This window comes from Vibrio sp. 10N.261.52.C11, from assembly GCF_041471405.1.
GTDB lineage: Bacteria > Pseudomonadota > Gammaproteobacteria > Enterobacterales > Vibrionaceae > Vibrio > Vibrio crassostreae_C.
Window position 1 is genome coordinate 1 of record NZ_JBFROI010000047.1, and the last position, 15,289, is coordinate 15,289.

Sequence of the window (15,289 nt, forward strand, 5' to 3'; positions counted from 1 at the left end):
CCAATTAGGAAACAAAGCCCTCACACACTTAAAGACTTAACATTACAAATTCAACTCCCTACAGATTGTTTACAGTTTTGAAGCTCGAAAACGACGACAAACAATACATTTTGCTTAATCCTTGATCGCGCGATCGTTTGCGTTAAAAAATGTGATGAAAGTCTCACTTAACTGTTTATACTTCTCTTCCGGTTTTAAGCCGGTGCTTAGCCAATACAAGCCGTCACATGGATATGTGAATGACCCCACGGACCGGACCAGCTACGTTCCACTGCTTGTATAAGGTGATTTTTTACATGAACAACTCGTTGTTACATTCGCTAACCCTGTTAGCTCCTTCATCGCGTAGCGTTTTGCTTGCGGTTCTTTGTCCTGTTCCTTTGATGTCATTTGCTTGGCTCATGTTCACTCTTTAAGGATTACTAGGACACATTATGAATATTCTATTTGGTTTTGTCGGTGTTCTTGCACTGATTGCTTGCGCGTTCCTGTTATCTGAAAGTCGTTCTTCAATTAACTGGAAAACGGTCTCTCGTGCACTATTACTTCAAATCGGTTTTGCAGCCTTAGTATTGTATTTCCCTTGGGGACAACTGGCGTTAACAAGCCTAAGCAATGGCGTTTCGAGTTTGCTTGGTTTTGCAGACGTTGGTATCGCTTTCCTATTTGGTGATCTGGCTACTGAAGGTTTCATTTTCGCGATTCGCGTACTTCCAATCATTATCTTCTTCAGTGCTTTGATTTCTGCGCTTTATTACTTAGGCGTCATGCAAAAAGTGATTCAAATCTTGGGCGGAGCGGTGCAAAAACTGCTGGGTACAAGTAAAGCTGAATCTCTGGTTGCTACAGGTAATATCTTCCTTTCTCAGGGTGAGTCTCCTCTTCTTATTCGTCCCTTTTTAAAGTCTATGACTCGTTCGGAACTGTTTGCTGTAATGGCAGGTGGTATGGCGTCGGTAGCGGGTAGTGTACTTGGTGGTTATGCTGGCCTTGGTGTTGAGCTTAAATACCTTATCGCTGCAAGCTTTATGGCGGCTCCGGGTAGCCTGTTAATGGCGAAGATCATTGTTCCTGAGCGCAGCACACCAAGTGACTACGACCACATTGAGCTCGATAAAGCTGACCAAAGCAACGTGATTGATGCATTGGCAAGCGGCGCGATGAACGGTATGAAGGTTGCAGTAGCGGTTGGTACAATGTTGGTTGCCTTCGTGAGTGTGATTGCGATGGTCAACACTGGCCTAGAAAGTCTAGGTGAAACGTTCGGTTTTGCGGGCATTACGCTGCAAGCTATCTTCGGTTACCTGTTCTCGCCTCTTGCATGGCTGATCGGTATCCCGAGTGATGAAGTATTGATGGCAGGTTCTTACATCGGTCAGAAGATCGTTATGAACGAGTTTGTTGCTTTTATCGACTTCGTTGAGAACAAAGCTCTGTTATCTGAACACAGCCAAGTGATCGTGACTTTTGCTCTATGTGGCTTTGCTAACATTGGTTCTATTGCGATTCAGTTAGGTTCAATCGGTGTTATGGCACCAGAGCGCCGTGCTGAAGTTGCAAACTTAGGTTTGAAAGCTGTAGCTGCTGGTACGCTAGCAAACCTAATGAGTGCATGCTTAGCGGGTATTTTCATCCTGCTTTAAGCTATATTCAGTTAAAGCGGACACTTTACTTACGGAGTTAACGTAAGGAGGGTGTCCGCTTTTTTGTGCCTGTTAATCAGGCGAAATCAGGTTTTGGCCGTCGACTGTGATTTGTCTATCGTGAGTAAAAGCTCACTCGGAAGAGTAATAGAGCCAGTTCCTTTTATCCGATATACTTGAATATCATCAGGTTGCGATTAATAACTTTCGGCTTCGATTAAGAACATTCGATTTCGATTGAGAATATTCGGTTCCGACTAAGCATATCCGCTTTCGATTAGGAACAATGGCAACCAAGCTAAATTAATCAAGGGTCTCTCCATGAACATTCGCGTTCTCATCGGTCTTATTGTTACCTTCATTGGCTTGTTTGCGATGGTTTACCTAATTGCTGGCGGCGCTCAGTTTCCTATCTACCAGTGGCCAAAAGAGGCTTATCTCGGTTTGGTGTTCAGCGTGGTGTGGGGGGCTGGTGTCGCAGCGTCTGTAGCGTATTTCTTCTCGGCATTGGTGTTTGTTACTGTCGCCGTGGTTTGCTATGCGATCGGTTATAAAATCGGTGGGCTCTTTTCTTCAAGTTCTAAAGCTTAATCTTATCAAGGTGTGCTGATGTTCATTGAAGTAGGGCTGATTTGAATGCACTGGCTCGATCGTTGGAAGGTGTATCGCTATCATCGGAAACAAACTAACCGCTCGAATGGCGACAAGGCTAAAGCTTTAGGTTGGACTAGCGAAGAGAGTCAATTGTGTCGCTTTGAAGTAATCGCTCGTGCGGCGGACTTCGAAAAGAAGAGTGTTTTAGATTTGGGTTGCGGCTATGGCGAGCTGTTTGAACTGCTCGACAGCATCTATCGTATTCAATCTTATACCGGCGTTGACCAACACGCAGGCTTTCTTAAGAAGGCGAAGCAAAACTACACAGAAGATCGTTGTCAGTTTTTGGCGGGTGATATGAGCAAAATGAACCTTGAGGCGCACGACATTGTCATCGCTAGTGGTTCACTGAACTACATCTCTCGTGATTCTGATTATCTGACAAACATGATTACTCGCATGTATGAACTGGCGAATCAGACGGTGATTTTTAATCTTCTCAACTCAAGCCAGTATCCTTCGCGTAATACCTTGATGAGTTATCACCCTCAAGGTGTCTATCGTTTCTGTAAAACGCTCTGCGATGATGTCTCTTTAACGGAGGGCTACGCAGAAGGGGATTTTACGATAGTGATGAACAAAGCCGTGTCAGGAGCTTGATGTCGTCTTTGTTTTTATCTTTACGCAGGTTTTGATATTAACAACTTTTGATACGAGTACTGACGTAGTAAACAGCAAAAAGCCGCAGCCTTGAAAGGTATGCGGCTTTTTGGGTTCTATGACCAACCTAGGCTAGGTATGCTGCTAGTTCTTCGGTGGTTGGTTTTTAATAAGTCCGTAAGGGATGTTAGTAAATACCTTAGGGTTGCCTTCATAGGTCGGCGCTTCATTCACTTGCTGCCAATCGAGTAGCATGATTGCTAGCACATTGCGGTGTTCACCGTACTCAAGATCAAAATCACCAGTGATAGAAGGGATCATGCCTTGTTTCTCATCGATAGAAGCTTGAATCGCGAGTCGAGTTTTCTCTAGAACTGGGTCATCTTCTAAACCTGCCAGTAAGAAGGTCAATCCAACCTCAGCAATCACATCTTCTTTCGCACGCAACAGAATCGTATCGATGTTTTCTCTGAAGTAATCGTAGATCCATTGATGATCTTGCTCGCTCACTTGATGCTGATAGTACTCGGAATCGCCAAAGATGACGTGTGTCATGCCGTAGAGTTTGTTGCCAAATTGCTGACTTGAAAGCTTCTTATCTTCATCGTCTGGGTACGCTTTTTTGAAGGTTTCGACAAACTCATCAACGACATCTTGTTCACCCAGTTGGCGCAGCCAGTAGACTTGATTGGCGAGTTGAGCCGCCCACGCTTTCACCATATCTTCGTTGGTCACGTATCGTGAAAAGTCATAGCGACGAATGATCTCACGCAGCTTAGCATCGTTCTTGTGCTCTAAACCGTATTCATTAGCACGAGCCATAGAGCCTAGGAGGTCAACACCAAGGTAGAGATATTCTGGCATGTGCTTGGTGATGTTGTAACGTCGAACACTGCGCTCATCATTATCGCCAACATAAGAAGCAACGCGCTTCTCTGAGTAGAGTACGATTTGTTCCATGGTATGAACGTCATTCGACAGGGTGCTGAGCTTACTTGCCACTCGTGCCATGTCACTCCACACCGCAGCAGAATACTTATCGTCTAATGTTTGGCGATACATGCGCAGCCCGTAATGACCTTCTTTGAATGCAGGCAGAGTGTAAAGCTGGCTTTCGTAGGTGGTACGAATGAGGTCTGCAGATTGTTTGAAAGATTGTTCATGAGAGTTGAGAGAATCTGCTTGGGTTTGAATACTCGGTACATTTGTCGCCAGAGCGTTCTCTTGTGCGTGAACAGCGACCGTAACTGAGGCCGATAGTAATGTGCACAGTGTAATCGTTTTTAGCTTCATGTCGTGAGGTACCAAGTTGATTAATAGTCTATGTAAAATAACATCGATGAATCCTTTAATGTAAGGTTTGAGTCAATACAATGTAAGCTTTATAAGGTTCACTAACCCTTTTTGATTAAACCATTCGTTTGGTAAAGAATTTTGAAGTGATGGATCACTCAATATTTGATAGATAGTCGACGTTAGTATGGATTTTTAATGACTTAGCGGCATACTGGAGCAATAAGCCAGAAATGAGCCGTTATAAGGCAGTATATAGAACAATAGTGTTAGAGGTTCGTAAATGCCAAGTGGTTCTAGCAAGCAGTGGTCTGCCAGAGTAGTAGCTTTTCTTTTTTTCCTTGCGATAGTAAGCGCAATTGAGTTCTTTCATGCCAAGCAATTAACTTTTCTTAAAAACGAATCGTATTCACAGGCAAAAAAGCAACTATCCATTATTCGTTCTCGGATTGAAGCCGCGATCGTGTCAGATATGTATATCCTCAATAATTTCTCGACCTTAGTGACCATCAATCCCGATGGTGAGGTGAAAAATTGGGATAAGATTGCTGAGAATATCATTCAAGATGGCTTCCATATTCGACTTATCGGACTCGCCAAAGACGACATTCTAAATTTTGTTTACCCGCTGGAAGGTAATGAGCAGATTCTCGGTATTAATTATCGTGATCACCCAAATCAATGGGAGTCTGTTGAGATAGCCCGTAATCTTGGCAACACCTTTATTGCTGGTCCCTTTGAGTTGTTTCAAGGTGGGCAAGCCCTCATTACGCGTACTCCGATCTTCCGAGATCCGCCTTTTAATCAAGATTATTGGGGTGTCTCCAGTGCTGTTATCGGTTTAGATGAGCTGTTTGAAGATGTTGGAATCGGCAAGATCGAGAAAAAGTATGAATTAGCAATTCGTGGTGCAAACAGTTCAGGGAAAGATGGCGCTGTCTTTTATGGTACTCAGGATGTGTTTGATAATGCGTTTGCCACTGAACAGGTGAGTTTTCCATACGGGGGTTGGTACCTTGCTCTCTCCGGTAACGAACATGTATTGATGGATGAGCCTTGGTATCGCATCCAAGCGGTAAGGCTGGTGGGCTACTCCATAATATTAGTGCTGGCGTTTGCTTTCTTTACTATTTATCGCCTTTACCGCATTGCAGATAGCCGCTCTATGCATGATGAGTTAACGATGTTACCGAATCGTCGATACTTCATGTATAGCCTCAAGCAGGCCTTCAAAACCACTCAAAAACAGAGAGCGAGAACCTTTGCCGTTGTAAATATCGACCTCGATGGGTTTAAAGCAATCAACGACACTTATGGTCACGCGGCAGGCGATCAGGTATTGATTGAGTGTGCTAACCGCATCAGAAGTGAGCTGCGTGTTTCAGATATCGTCGCAAGGATAGGCGGTGATGAGTTCTTGGTCTTGTTGCCACGCATTATCGATGATCAACACGTATCGTCGATCGTGACTAAACTACGAAAGGCGATATGCTCGGCACCAGTTGTGTACGACGCGCACTCTATTTATCTCAGAATCAGTGTGGGTTGGGTTATTCACAATAACAACTACAATGATGTCGATGCGCTCTTAAAAGCCGCTGATGAAAAAATGTACGAACAGAAGCGACAAGTTATCTAGGTTGAATTTTAGCTGCGATTAGAATTTAGTTGCTGAATGGGGGGAAAAGCCTCAGAATACCGCGCTTTGCTCCGTATCAATGTATTTGATGAGCAAAAGCTGAAGCAACGCACTTTTTAACGTGTTGCTCATACTAAATGTTATTCAACTGAGAAAATAATCTATGAGTTTTACCTCCCTTGGCCTTTCTGAACCGATCCTTAAAGCTATTGAAGCACAAGGTTACGATAAGCCATCACCAATACAAGAGAAAGCCGTGCCAGCTGTCCTAACGGGCAAAGATGTTATGGCCGCTGCTCAAACAGGTACAGGTAAAACTGCAGGCTTCACGCTACCTATTCTTGAAATGTTATCGAAAGGTACTCGCGTACGTCAGAACCAAGTTCGTGCGCTCGTGCTAACGCCAACTCGTGAGCTTGCTGCGCAAGTGAATGGCAGCGTAGTGAAGTACGGTATTAACTTACCGCTGACTTCGACGGTCGTGTTTGGTGGTGTGAAGATTAACCCTCAGATGCAAAAACTGCGTAAAGGTAGTGACGTGTTGGTGGCAACACCTGGTCGTCTACTTGACCTATACAACCAAAATGCAGTGCGTTTTGACCAACTAGAAATCCTAGTGCTAGATGAAGCGGACCGCATGCTAGACATGGGTTTCATCCGCGATATTCGTAAGATCTTAGCTTTCTTGCCTAAGAAGCGTCAGAACCTACTGTTCTCAGCGACGTTCTCTGATGATATCCGCAGCTTAGCGAAAGGCTTGGTGAACAATCCTGTTGAGATTTCAGTAAGCCCTGCAAACTCAACGGCAAAAACGGTTGAGCAAAGCATCTACCCAGTAGACAAAAAGAAAAAGAGCGCAATGCTAGCGAAGCTAATCAAAGATAACGATTGGCAACAAGTGTTGGTGTTCAGCAAGACGAAACACGGTGCGAACAAGCTTGCTCGCTTCCTTGAAGAGCAAGACATCACTGCTGCACCTATCCATGGTAACAAGAGCCAAGGTGCACGTACTAAAGCCTTAGAGAACTTCAAAACAGGTAAGGTACGAGTACTTGTTGCAACTGATATCGCCGCTCGTGGTATCGATATCCCGCAACTGCCTCAAGTAGTTAACTTCGATCTTCCTCATGTATCAGAAGACTATGTACACCGTATCGGTCGTACTGGCCGTGCAGGTGAAGTAGGTAAAGCGATTTCATTGGTTTGTGCTGATGAAGTGGGTGAGCTGTTCGGTATTGAACGCCTGATTCAACAAGTGCTAGAGCGTCGTGAACTGGAAGGTTTCTCTCCAGTAAATAAGTTACCTGAGTCTCGCTTGGATTCACGTCCAATCAAGCCTAAGAAACCGAATAAAGCAAAACAGCCACGTGAACATGCTGATGGTCAACGCTCTGGTGATAACGCTCGCGGGCACAAGCCAGCAGGTAAGAACAAGCGTCATGTAGCTGGCAATGGCTCAGCGCCAAAACGTAAGCCAACGTCTGGAAAGAAGCCGGCTGAAAACAACTCAGCCGCGACAGCTGAAGATAAATCAGTAAGAAACAACGGTAGCAACTTCAAGCGCGGTAGTGCGGGCAATAAACCTGCTGCAAATAACGCGGGTTCTCAGAGTACTCTGAGCAAACCTAGCAGCGCGGGTAAACCTGCAGGCAAACCTAAGAAGTCTGGTTACGGCGGTAGCTACGGCCCAAGCAAGTCGTCAAATAAGCCGACAAGCAACAAACCTTCGACAAACAAACCGTCTCGAAGCCGTTCTAAGCCAGCTCCTCAGAAGTAATCTTTTCTGAGATATTGAAAGAGCAATGAACAGGAGTCGCTTTATAAAAAGGCGTCTGGTGGGTTAAGTTCTTTCTGTCATAGAAATCGAATAAGCGCGAATATTGAATCTCAATGTTCGCGTTTTTTTATGGGCGCTGTTTGGGGTATTGTTGATGTTGAGTAACCCTAGGGGGAGGTTTATTGCTGTTTAAAGTGATTGAATCTAAGGGAAATATGGCATTTTGGGGAAGGGTAATGAATCTTTAATGATTCATTAATAACAACATAATCACTAGCGTTTTTGTTGGTTTTCGCAATTTGCAATTCCAGTTTGCAAAACAAACAAGGATATACGGCCAATACGTGTCCAGATGCGTAGTAAATACGTGTTTTAAAAGTTGGCACGCATGCTGCATTAGTAATAGTGACCCTTCTTAAGCCGAGGGTCACCTAGCCAACTGACGTTGTTAGTGAACCTTTCTTGTTCACACAAAATATATGACCAATCACCCTTATTGTGATTGGTTTTTTTTTGCCTGAATTTTAGGTTCTATTTTTTGTTATTACTTTTTTACTCACCACACTTCGAGTAACAGCTTGGCTGGCGTGGGCATTCTCCACCTCTGGAGCAGATAAGCCTCGCCTCTGTCTCAATCCCACGTTCAATCCAATTTATATTTAGAATCTTGGCTATTGTCGTGAGATCTTTTTTGATGTTACGCGGAATTGCCACAGAGCCACCATTGTTAACGCATGACGCTTTAAGCTGCTCTGCTATGTCTCTTGAATTACCGCCTTGAGCATCAATCGCAGGGTTGAGATCTATACCAGCACACAACACACGATTGTTACCCGCAGGATCCGTCATATTGATGGATTCACAGCAGTAGATTCTTGGCTCATCACCCACGTTCAAAATGGAGATTTGAGCCGAGCTTCCCGCTCGAGGTTCTGATAATCGACGGAACACAGCCCAATGTTGACATGGGTCAGCGACCGTTCTCATATTTCCCCAAGGTAGCGGAATCCCGTTCCCGCGATATACCGCCTTGAGTTTCCCCGGCCCATAAGCATCAAAGTAGTGCCAGTGAGGGTAGGGCGATACTACAGTCATTCGACGCATCGCAACAGAGGGGGAAACCCCTGCTCTTTTGTGAACGTCGATTTCGTAACCAGTGCGGTCAAGTAGCTGCCTAAACGGGACTTTCGGGCACAGAAGTGCGCCAGCAAAGAAGCTGGATTCAAAGTCTCGCCATGCTTGAAGAATATCTTGGGAGTTGAGCTGTGAAGAGCCTGATACCTGGTTGTCGTCCCACGTGTTGTTGTTACCGACCGACAACACACTCTTTAGGCCTTCTTTGCTGTGCAGAATGCAATGACCGATATAAACCGAAAGGTCGTATTTCAGACGAGTTGGATACTCTTTAAGAATCTCGTTTAAGAAGATAGTACCGGGAGGCTCAAAGAAGGAGGTCACTAACTGCTTAGCGTTAATTCCGAGCTCATCGACGACGTCTTGCGGCGTGCGCGTCACCCAGCGGATGTTGATTCCTAGGCTTCTAGCGATGTCTATCAGGTCTTCTACGCTGAGGTTAAGACGTTTTAAGCCTACTTCTTCCGCAGCGCGCTCAAGGTCAGGGAAGTGGTTCTGGTTGCTCTCTTGGTGTGCTCGAATCAAGAGGTGCGCAAACTGGCGGCCTGAAATGCCCGTTTGTGACAGCATCTCAGGAATCGCAATTTGCAGGATGTCGTTTGAGAATAGGAAGCTCGGCTCGAGCGCCATGCCACTTATCCCACCACGATTCCCCTTATCAGGAGCAATGGCTTGTTGTTCAGATTCGTCGTCGAGGAACCACGTCGGATTCTTCTGAAAGACCTGTGCAATCACTTCCAGCATATCGATGCTCGGAACCCGCTTTCCACGTTCAATCATTGAAAGGTAAGAAACGGAAGGAGCACATTCTGGGTCGATTCTAATACAACGCGCAGACAGGTCTTCCATCGTTAAATGGTTACGTTTTCTTAGGTTACGTATTTTCGTACCTAGGAAATGTGACTGACGAACTAAACTTTTTGACAAGGCCATATTTGTAAAATTCACATTGTAAAATTTTTGTTGTGAAATTGTATGTAAAAAAGCGCTAATCTACAAACTAAGCAATTCAAAAAATGACAAATAAATTAAACGTTAGTTTGGAATAATTGCTCTAGGACACATTTTTGCTGTAGAAATCGGTGGTTATCACCGGACTGGTCAAGAGGGAAAGACTATGAATATGCTTACATTCGATAAAACAGAAATCCAAAAACAATCAAAGCCATTTATCGCTGAAGCTGTCTTTGCCGTGGAGACAATCAATGCTAATCAGCAAACTGAAAAGCAAGTGAAAGCAAAGCAGCTGCTTGATCGACTATTCCCACTAGAGAATGGCTCACATCAAGACGTAACCAGCTACGTAGTCGATTACCGCCATATTATGGCTTACTTTAAAGACGGTCAGCACAGCGGTCTGAAGCACCCTAAGCAGTTTGTAGCGTACATGGGTGAGAAGAACGACCCAGACTCTATCTTGTTTCGAGATGGCAGTGGCAGCCACCTAGAGGTGATGTTTGGTTGCCACAAAGGGACAGGTTGTATTGAGCTAGTAGAAATTGATGATATTCAGTTGGAATCATGCACCACGTTTGGCCAATCACCAATGGAAGCAACAACCACAATGCGTGAAGAGACCATTGCAGCGATGCGCCACTGGATCAGTTTGATTCAAGGTGACGCAAAGGGTAAACCAAAGGCATGCAGTGAAGATAAAGAGTTCAGAGCAAAGAGTGGTGAAGACTACTGCTTGAATTATTGCTTCCAGATCTAACGGTGAATCCTAGTTAGCTAAAGTAATTTATACAACTAAAGAAAAAAAGCCCCGAAGATAATGAACTTTGGGGCTTTCTAGTCTCAATACGAGCCGACTAATATGTCGATAAGAGCATTGTTGGTGTGTTTTACAAAGGCATGACTCGGTTACGGCCAAGTGATTTCGCTTCATAAAGTAGCTTATCAGCACGTTCAATCAGCGATTGAGCTGATTCGCCGGGTTCAAGTTCAGCGACACCAAACGATGCAGTGATACTGCCGACTTGTTGACCACTGCGGCGATCTTTAATCGACAGCTTTTCTAGAGAGCGACGATTGGTATCAGCGAGTTGACGAGCAATACGCAAAGACTTGTTAGGCACAATCAGCGCGAACTCTTCACCACCAAATCGATAGGCAGAAATACCTTCACGGCAACTTAACTTCAGCTTGCGAGCGATCGCTTTAAGCACCATATCGCCAAACAAGTGGCCATAGGTGTCGTTGAAATTTTTAAAGTGGTCGATATCGAGAAGAATCAGACACAAAGATTGTTGTGCTTCACACAGGGTTTCTATGTCACGGTCGAAAGAGCGACGGTTATAGAGTGTGGTTGTACTATCGAAAAGCGCATCTTTCTGAACTTCTACTAACTGGGTTTTTAGCTTGGTGATCTCTGAGGTTGCAGAGTTTAGCTGAGAGTTTAAAAACTGAGTAGAGTGACGAATATGACGGGATTCAGACACCAGCTGTCGAACCAAGGACATCACTTCATCAATAGATAAGCTTTCATTATCAACACGAGCCAAGTCCTCGAAGCTTTTATCGATCATGTCAGAAAAAGCGGAGGTGTCGGTCAGGGTGTCATTCATTGAATTGGAAACTTCAGAAACTAACAGTTCCAAATTAGCGCGAAGGTCATTGATATTGGTTTCGGATTTGCTGGCAACATAATTGTTGTATAGCTGCTCACCAACGGCAGGAGGACAAATACCGTAGTGTTCTAAAACACCATCCATGTCTTGAGTTAGCTGGGGAATAGCGTTATCGACATAGGTGTACCAAAGTGCGTAATTTGCAGGTGTCGTTGACACCCTGTTCTTCATCATAAGAGGCACCGCTTTTTTTAGATTTGCGGTGGATTTCTGAAATTCGTCTTTGTTCATTATTTTTACTGCAGATACCAAAACAACTAAGCCACTTGCGAACAAGGTTAGCGGATTTCGAAGGTCTTTGCTTTAAAAATTATATAATTAGTGGATGAGGATTGGATAAACAACTCATTTTTATTATGAATATCGATTGCGTATTCATAAGTACAATCTAATGGATTGTTCTTTAACCATATTTGGGCTTATCAAACTTTCGGCGTAGCGTGAGTTAGTATCAAAAGATTGCTGAGAAATGAGTGTTGTTGTCTCTGGAAGTGCATACAAAAAGTGAAGTTATTTGGGCGTCGAGCTTTAACTGAGAGTGGTTAGATTGGGAGGCTTGGCTGGTGATTTGTATTTGTTCAGAGTTAACGGGTGAAGCTTGCATCAAGAGGGGAAATGTTTATGAGCAGGCATAAAAAAGCGCCGATAAAAATCAGCGCTTTAAAATTCTTTTTAGCTATAAGAGCTAATTATTGAGCAACAACGTTTGCTGCTTGTAGGCCTTTTTGACCGTTTTCAACTTCGAAAGAAACCTTTTGGCCTTCTTTCAGAGTTTTGAAGCCTTCAGAAACGATTGCACGGAAGTGTACGAATACGTCAGCGCCGCCGTTGTCTTGAGAAATGAAGCCGAAACCTTTCTCTTCGTTAAACCATTTTACAGTGCCAGTATTTGTGTTAGACATAATTTGTCCCTTATTCATAAATTTTCTAAGTTGTTGATTGCATTTAATGCAATGCGCTGATAATTGAATTATTTAATATTGCTAAGAAATAAGGAAAAACTACTTACAAAAACGGGTAACGATTTTACATGTCAATTTTTTACTATTCATCTAACTTAAATAACTCCGGCTAACAGAGCGAGAGCATGTTAACACAGTCTTTTGAGATGTACACGCATTGCTTAAGAAATTTGTGCTTTTTTTGTCATACCGTGCGAATGTACAAGATTTACACTGATTTAGTGATAGTTTTGTCGCTTCGTCCAACACAACAAAAGGAAGCATCTCAGCTTCCTTTTGATCATTAGTATAGACGATATTAACGCTTAAAGTTGATATCTTCAGTTTGATCTAAATTTATTTTTGTTTTCGCTGGTTGAGTCTCTGCAATCACCTTACCGTGTCGTATTGAGTACTGCACTGGTACTTGGCGGCGCACTGCATCAAAGCCATTGTCAGCAGGAAGAATCAGTAAGCTACCTGGCTTACCTTCTTCGATGCCGAAGTTGTCTTGTATGTTCAATGTGCGAGCAGAGTTCTTGCTGATCAAATCAAGTGAGTTGTTGATTTGATCGTAGCCCATAACCTGTGTCACATGCAGTCCCATGTGCAGAACTTGAAGCATGTTCGCTGTGCCCAGTGGGTACCATGGGTCAAACACATCATCGTGGCCAAAACAAACGTTGATGTTTGCTGCTAGCATCTCTTTAACGCGCGTTACACCGCGGCGTTTCGGGTAATCGTCGAAACGGCCCTGTAAGTGAATGTTCACTAACGGGTTTGCCACGAAGTTGATACCAGACATCTTCAATAGACGGAATAGGCGAGATGCGTAAGCACCGTTGTAAGAGCCCATTGCAGTCGTGTGGCTAGCGGTTACTTTCTCGCCCATTTCAAACTTATGAGCAAGAGCTGCTAATGTTTCCACAAAGCGAGACTGTTCGTCGTCGATTTCATCACAGTGAACGTCGATCAGACAGTCGTACTTACGTGCAAGCTCGAACACGTAATGCAGAGATTCAACACCGTATTCACGAGTGAATTCGAAGTGAGGGATAGCACCGATAACGTCAGCGCCGATCTTCACTGCTTCTTCAAGCAACTCTTTGCCGTTAGGGTATGAAAGGATGCCTTCTTGAGGGAATGCAACGATCTGGATGTCGACCCACTCTTTCATCTCTTCACGAACTTCAACCATCGCTCTTAACGCAACGAGTGTTGGGTCTGACACATCAACGTGCGTACGAACGTGTTGAACACCGTTAGCTATCTGCCATTTCAGTGTTTGCTTGGCACGAGACTTTACGTCTTCGATTGATAGCAGTTCTTTACGCTCAGCCCAACGCTCAATACCTTCAAACAAAGTGCCAGAGATGTTCCAGTTAGGCTCACCAGCAGTTTGAGTAGTATCTAGGTGGATGTGCGGTTCACAGAAAGGAGTAACTGCAATGCCACCTTCAGCATCAAGGATGTCGCCTTGATGATTGATTTGCGCGTCATTATCGAGAATGCGAGAAAATTGACCATTTTCAATCAGAATCTGTTTCAAGCCCTCTTGGTCTTGAAGTTTCGCGTTCTTGATTAATAAGGTTGTCATAGTGTGTCCTTAAGCGGCCTGAGATTTCAGAGCTTTTTTGTTCAATAGAGGATTAAGCACGAGGTAACTGATTGCACCACCTAACACTGCGTTCAAAGGAACAACGCCAGGTAGGAAGTGACCAGCGGCTACGCCTGTTGCTACCGCGATAATGCCAGCCCAGTTAACGGTTTGGAACTCTGCATTTGCAAAATCTTTGTAACGTTTACGGTTCGCGAAGAAGTCGGCGATGATTACACCACCAATTGGTGGAATCGCCAGCGAAAGGAAGGTTAACCAACCAACGAAGTTGTTGTATAACCAAAGCGCGAAAATCGTACCGATAATGCCGTTAATGATAGACATTGTAGTACTTGAGCGACCAGTGATGTTAGATAAACCCAAACCGGATGCATAAAGTGCATTTTCATTGGTTGTCCAGATATTCAAGCCAAGCACGATGATGGCTGGAAGCAGCAGACCTTGCGCGATCATCACATCTGAAATATCAGCCTGACCGGTTGCTGCTGCTCCTGCTGCGCCGAAGATAAACATCAGCGAGTTACCGATGAAGAACGCAACCATAGTAATTAATACTGCGCTTGCTGGCTTTTTACCAAAGCGAACGAAATCGGCCGTTAACGTACCCGCACTTACGAACGAACCTACAACCATTGCAAGAGCCATTGAAAAGTCCATTGGCGTCTCTGGTTTAATAAGTTGCAATTGCTCTAGTCCACCAACACTGTCTACCGCAGTCAGTACTGAGTAACCACCCAGAATCGCAATAGCAGGCACTGCAATCGCTGAAAGCACCATTAGCGCTTGAATGCCGAAGTACACTGTACCCGTCATCAATAAGCCAGATACGATAATCAAGGTGTTGGTATCAATGCCCGTTGCTTTTTGTACTGGAATAGCAAACATCGCAACACCCACACCAAACCAACCGACTTGTGTACCACCAAGTAAAGCAGAAGGAAGCCATGAGCCTTTAGTACCGAAAGAGAAACGAGCAAGGAGGTGGGTAGAGAGGCCAGTAGATGAGCCGATGTAGCCAAGAAAAGAAGTGTAAATACCGAGGATTAGGTTACCGATGAGAACGGCGAGGAAGAAATCGTTGAATGAAAGACCTGTCCCGAGTGAACCACCTGTCCACATACTTGCAGAGAAGAAAGTGAGTCCAAGCATTACCATGGTGAGTGAAGCGACTCCTTTCCTAGCCGATGTAGGAACCGGCCCTAGACTGTAGTTATTATCAGCAGCCATTTTTTACCTCCGCAAATGATCAAAATTAAAATTAACGGTCGCCGTATTGCAGGAAAACTTGCGCATTATGGTGATATAAATCACATAGTCAATGCTAATTTTGTCAATAATTGCCCATAAAAACCAGTTATTT

General features: G+C 44.3%; 12 protein-coding genes. 6 read left to right on the plus strand and 6 right to left on the minus strand.

What is annotated here, in order from left to right; genetic code table 11:
* The first annotated feature begins 434 nt into the window (after window positions 1–434).
* The 3 genes from AB4323_RS17670 (at window position 435) to AB4323_RS17680 (ending at window position 2,897) form a co-directional block, all read left to right on the plus strand.
* A complete protein-coding gene (locus AB4323_RS17670; RefSeq protein WP_372152995.1) occupies window positions 435–1,643 on the plus strand; it encodes a NupC/NupG family nucleoside CNT transporter in 1,209 nt (402 codons plus the stop codon).
* A gap of 321 nt (window positions 1,644–1,964) precedes the next feature.
* A complete protein-coding gene (locus AB4323_RS17675; RefSeq protein WP_017064869.1) occupies window positions 1,965–2,234 on the plus strand; it encodes a hypothetical protein in 270 nt (89 codons plus the stop codon).
* A gap of 45 nt (window positions 2,235–2,279) precedes the next feature.
* Window positions 2,280–2,897, plus strand: a complete 618-nt coding sequence (locus AB4323_RS17680; RefSeq protein WP_017064868.1) for a class I SAM-dependent methyltransferase — start codon at window positions 2,280–2,282, stop codon at window positions 2,895–2,897.
* Window positions 2,898–3,041: 144 nt separating this feature from the next.
* Here AB4323_RS17680 and AB4323_RS17685 read toward each other — a convergent pair whose 3' ends face one another.
* Window positions 3,042–4,190: a DUF3541 domain-containing protein gene (locus AB4323_RS17685; RefSeq protein ID WP_372103346.1), complete on the minus strand. Its 1,149-nt coding sequence runs from the start codon at window positions 4,188–4,190 to the stop codon at window positions 3,042–3,044.
* Between the two features lie 283 nt (window positions 4,191–4,473).
* Between AB4323_RS17685 and AB4323_RS17690 the strand changes: the two genes are divergently transcribed.
* Window positions 4,474–5,829, plus strand: coding sequence for a diguanylate cyclase (locus tag AB4323_RS17690; protein ID WP_102428773.1), 1,356 nt, complete (start codon window positions 4,474–4,476; stop codon window positions 5,827–5,829).
* Window positions 5,830–5,992: 163 nt separating this feature from the next.
* A complete protein-coding gene (locus tag AB4323_RS17695) occupies window positions 5,993–7,606 on the plus strand; it encodes a DEAD/DEAH box helicase (RefSeq protein WP_372152997.1) in 1,614 nt (537 codons plus the stop codon).
* Between the two features lie 552 nt (window positions 7,607–8,158).
* Here the strand turns inward: AB4323_RS17695 and AB4323_RS17700 are convergent.
* The gene (locus tag AB4323_RS17700; protein ID WP_081090203.1) at window positions 8,159–9,688 is read right to left on the minus strand and encodes a DUF3612 domain-containing protein; all 1,530 of its coding nucleotides are present in this window, start codon (window positions 9,686–9,688) and stop codon (window positions 8,159–8,161) included.
* A gap of 169 nt (window positions 9,689–9,857) precedes the next feature.
* On the opposite strand from AB4323_RS17700, the gene AB4323_RS17705 reads away from it, so the two are divergent.
* Entirely contained in the window at window positions 9,858–10,454 is a 597-nt protein-coding gene (locus tag AB4323_RS17705; protein WP_017060610.1) for a malate synthase, read from the plus strand.
* Window positions 10,455–10,584: 130 nt separating this feature from the next.
* On the opposite strand, the gene AB4323_RS17710 is transcribed toward AB4323_RS17705, so the two are convergent.
* From AB4323_RS17710 to codB, 4 genes are all read right to left on the minus strand, one after another.
* On the minus strand, window positions 10,585–11,601 hold the full coding sequence (locus tag AB4323_RS17710; RefSeq protein WP_017060611.1) for a GGDEF domain-containing protein: 1,017 nt from the start codon (window positions 11,599–11,601) through the stop codon (window positions 10,585–10,587).
* A 458-nt stretch (window positions 11,602–12,059) separates the two neighbouring features.
* Window positions 12,060–12,272, minus strand: coding sequence for a cold-shock protein (locus AB4323_RS17715; protein ID WP_004740083.1), 213 nt, complete (start codon window positions 12,270–12,272; stop codon window positions 12,060–12,062).
* 358 nt (window positions 12,273–12,630) lie between these two features.
* A complete protein-coding gene (locus AB4323_RS17720; RefSeq protein WP_017064864.1) occupies window positions 12,631–13,908 on the minus strand; it encodes a cytosine deaminase in 1,278 nt (425 codons plus the stop codon).
* A 9-nt stretch (window positions 13,909–13,917) separates the two neighbouring features.
* Window positions 13,918–15,156, minus strand: a complete 1,239-nt coding sequence (gene codB / locus AB4323_RS17725) for a cytosine permease (protein ID WP_032545811.1) — start codon at window positions 15,154–15,156, stop codon at window positions 13,918–13,920.
* Window positions 15,157–15,289 lie beyond the last annotated feature (133 nt).

Excerpts from the sequence above, each read along its gene's own strand:
- AB4323_RS17670 (WP_372152995.1), top strand. The coding sequence starts at position 435 with ATGAATATTCTATTTGGTTTTGTCGGTGTTCTTGCACTGATTGCTTGC.
- AB4323_RS17675 (WP_017064869.1), top strand. The coding sequence starts at position 1,965 with ATGAACATTCGCGTTCTCATCGGTCTTATTGTTACCTTCATTGGCTTG.
- AB4323_RS17680 (WP_017064868.1), top strand. The coding sequence starts at position 2,280 with ATGCACTGGCTCGATCGTTGGAAGGTGTATCGCTATCATCGGAAACAA.
- AB4323_RS17685 (WP_372103346.1), bottom strand. The coding sequence starts at position 4,190 with ATGAAGCTAAAAACGATTACACTGTGCACATTACTATCGGCCTCAGTT.
- AB4323_RS17690 (WP_102428773.1), top strand. The coding sequence starts at position 4,474 with ATGCCAAGTGGTTCTAGCAAGCAGTGGTCTGCCAGAGTAGTAGCTTTT.
- AB4323_RS17695 (WP_372152997.1), top strand. The coding sequence starts at position 5,993 with ATGAGTTTTACCTCCCTTGGCCTTTCTGAACCGATCCTTAAAGCTATT.
- AB4323_RS17705 (WP_017060610.1), top strand. The coding sequence starts at position 9,858 with ATGAATATGCTTACATTCGATAAAACAGAAATCCAAAAACAATCAAAG.
- AB4323_RS17710 (WP_017060611.1), bottom strand. The coding sequence starts at position 11,601 with ATGAACAAAGACGAATTTCAGAAATCCACCGCAAATCTAAAAAAAGCG.
- AB4323_RS17715 (WP_004740083.1), bottom strand. The coding sequence starts at position 12,272 with ATGTCTAACACAAATACTGGCACTGTAAAATGGTTTAACGAAGAGAAA.
- AB4323_RS17720 (WP_017064864.1), bottom strand. The coding sequence starts at position 13,908 with ATGACAACCTTATTAATCAAGAACGCGAAACTTCAAGACCAAGAGGGC.
- codB (WP_032545811.1), bottom strand. The coding sequence starts at position 15,156 with ATGGCTGCTGATAATAACTACAGTCTAGGGCCGGTTCCTACATCGGCT.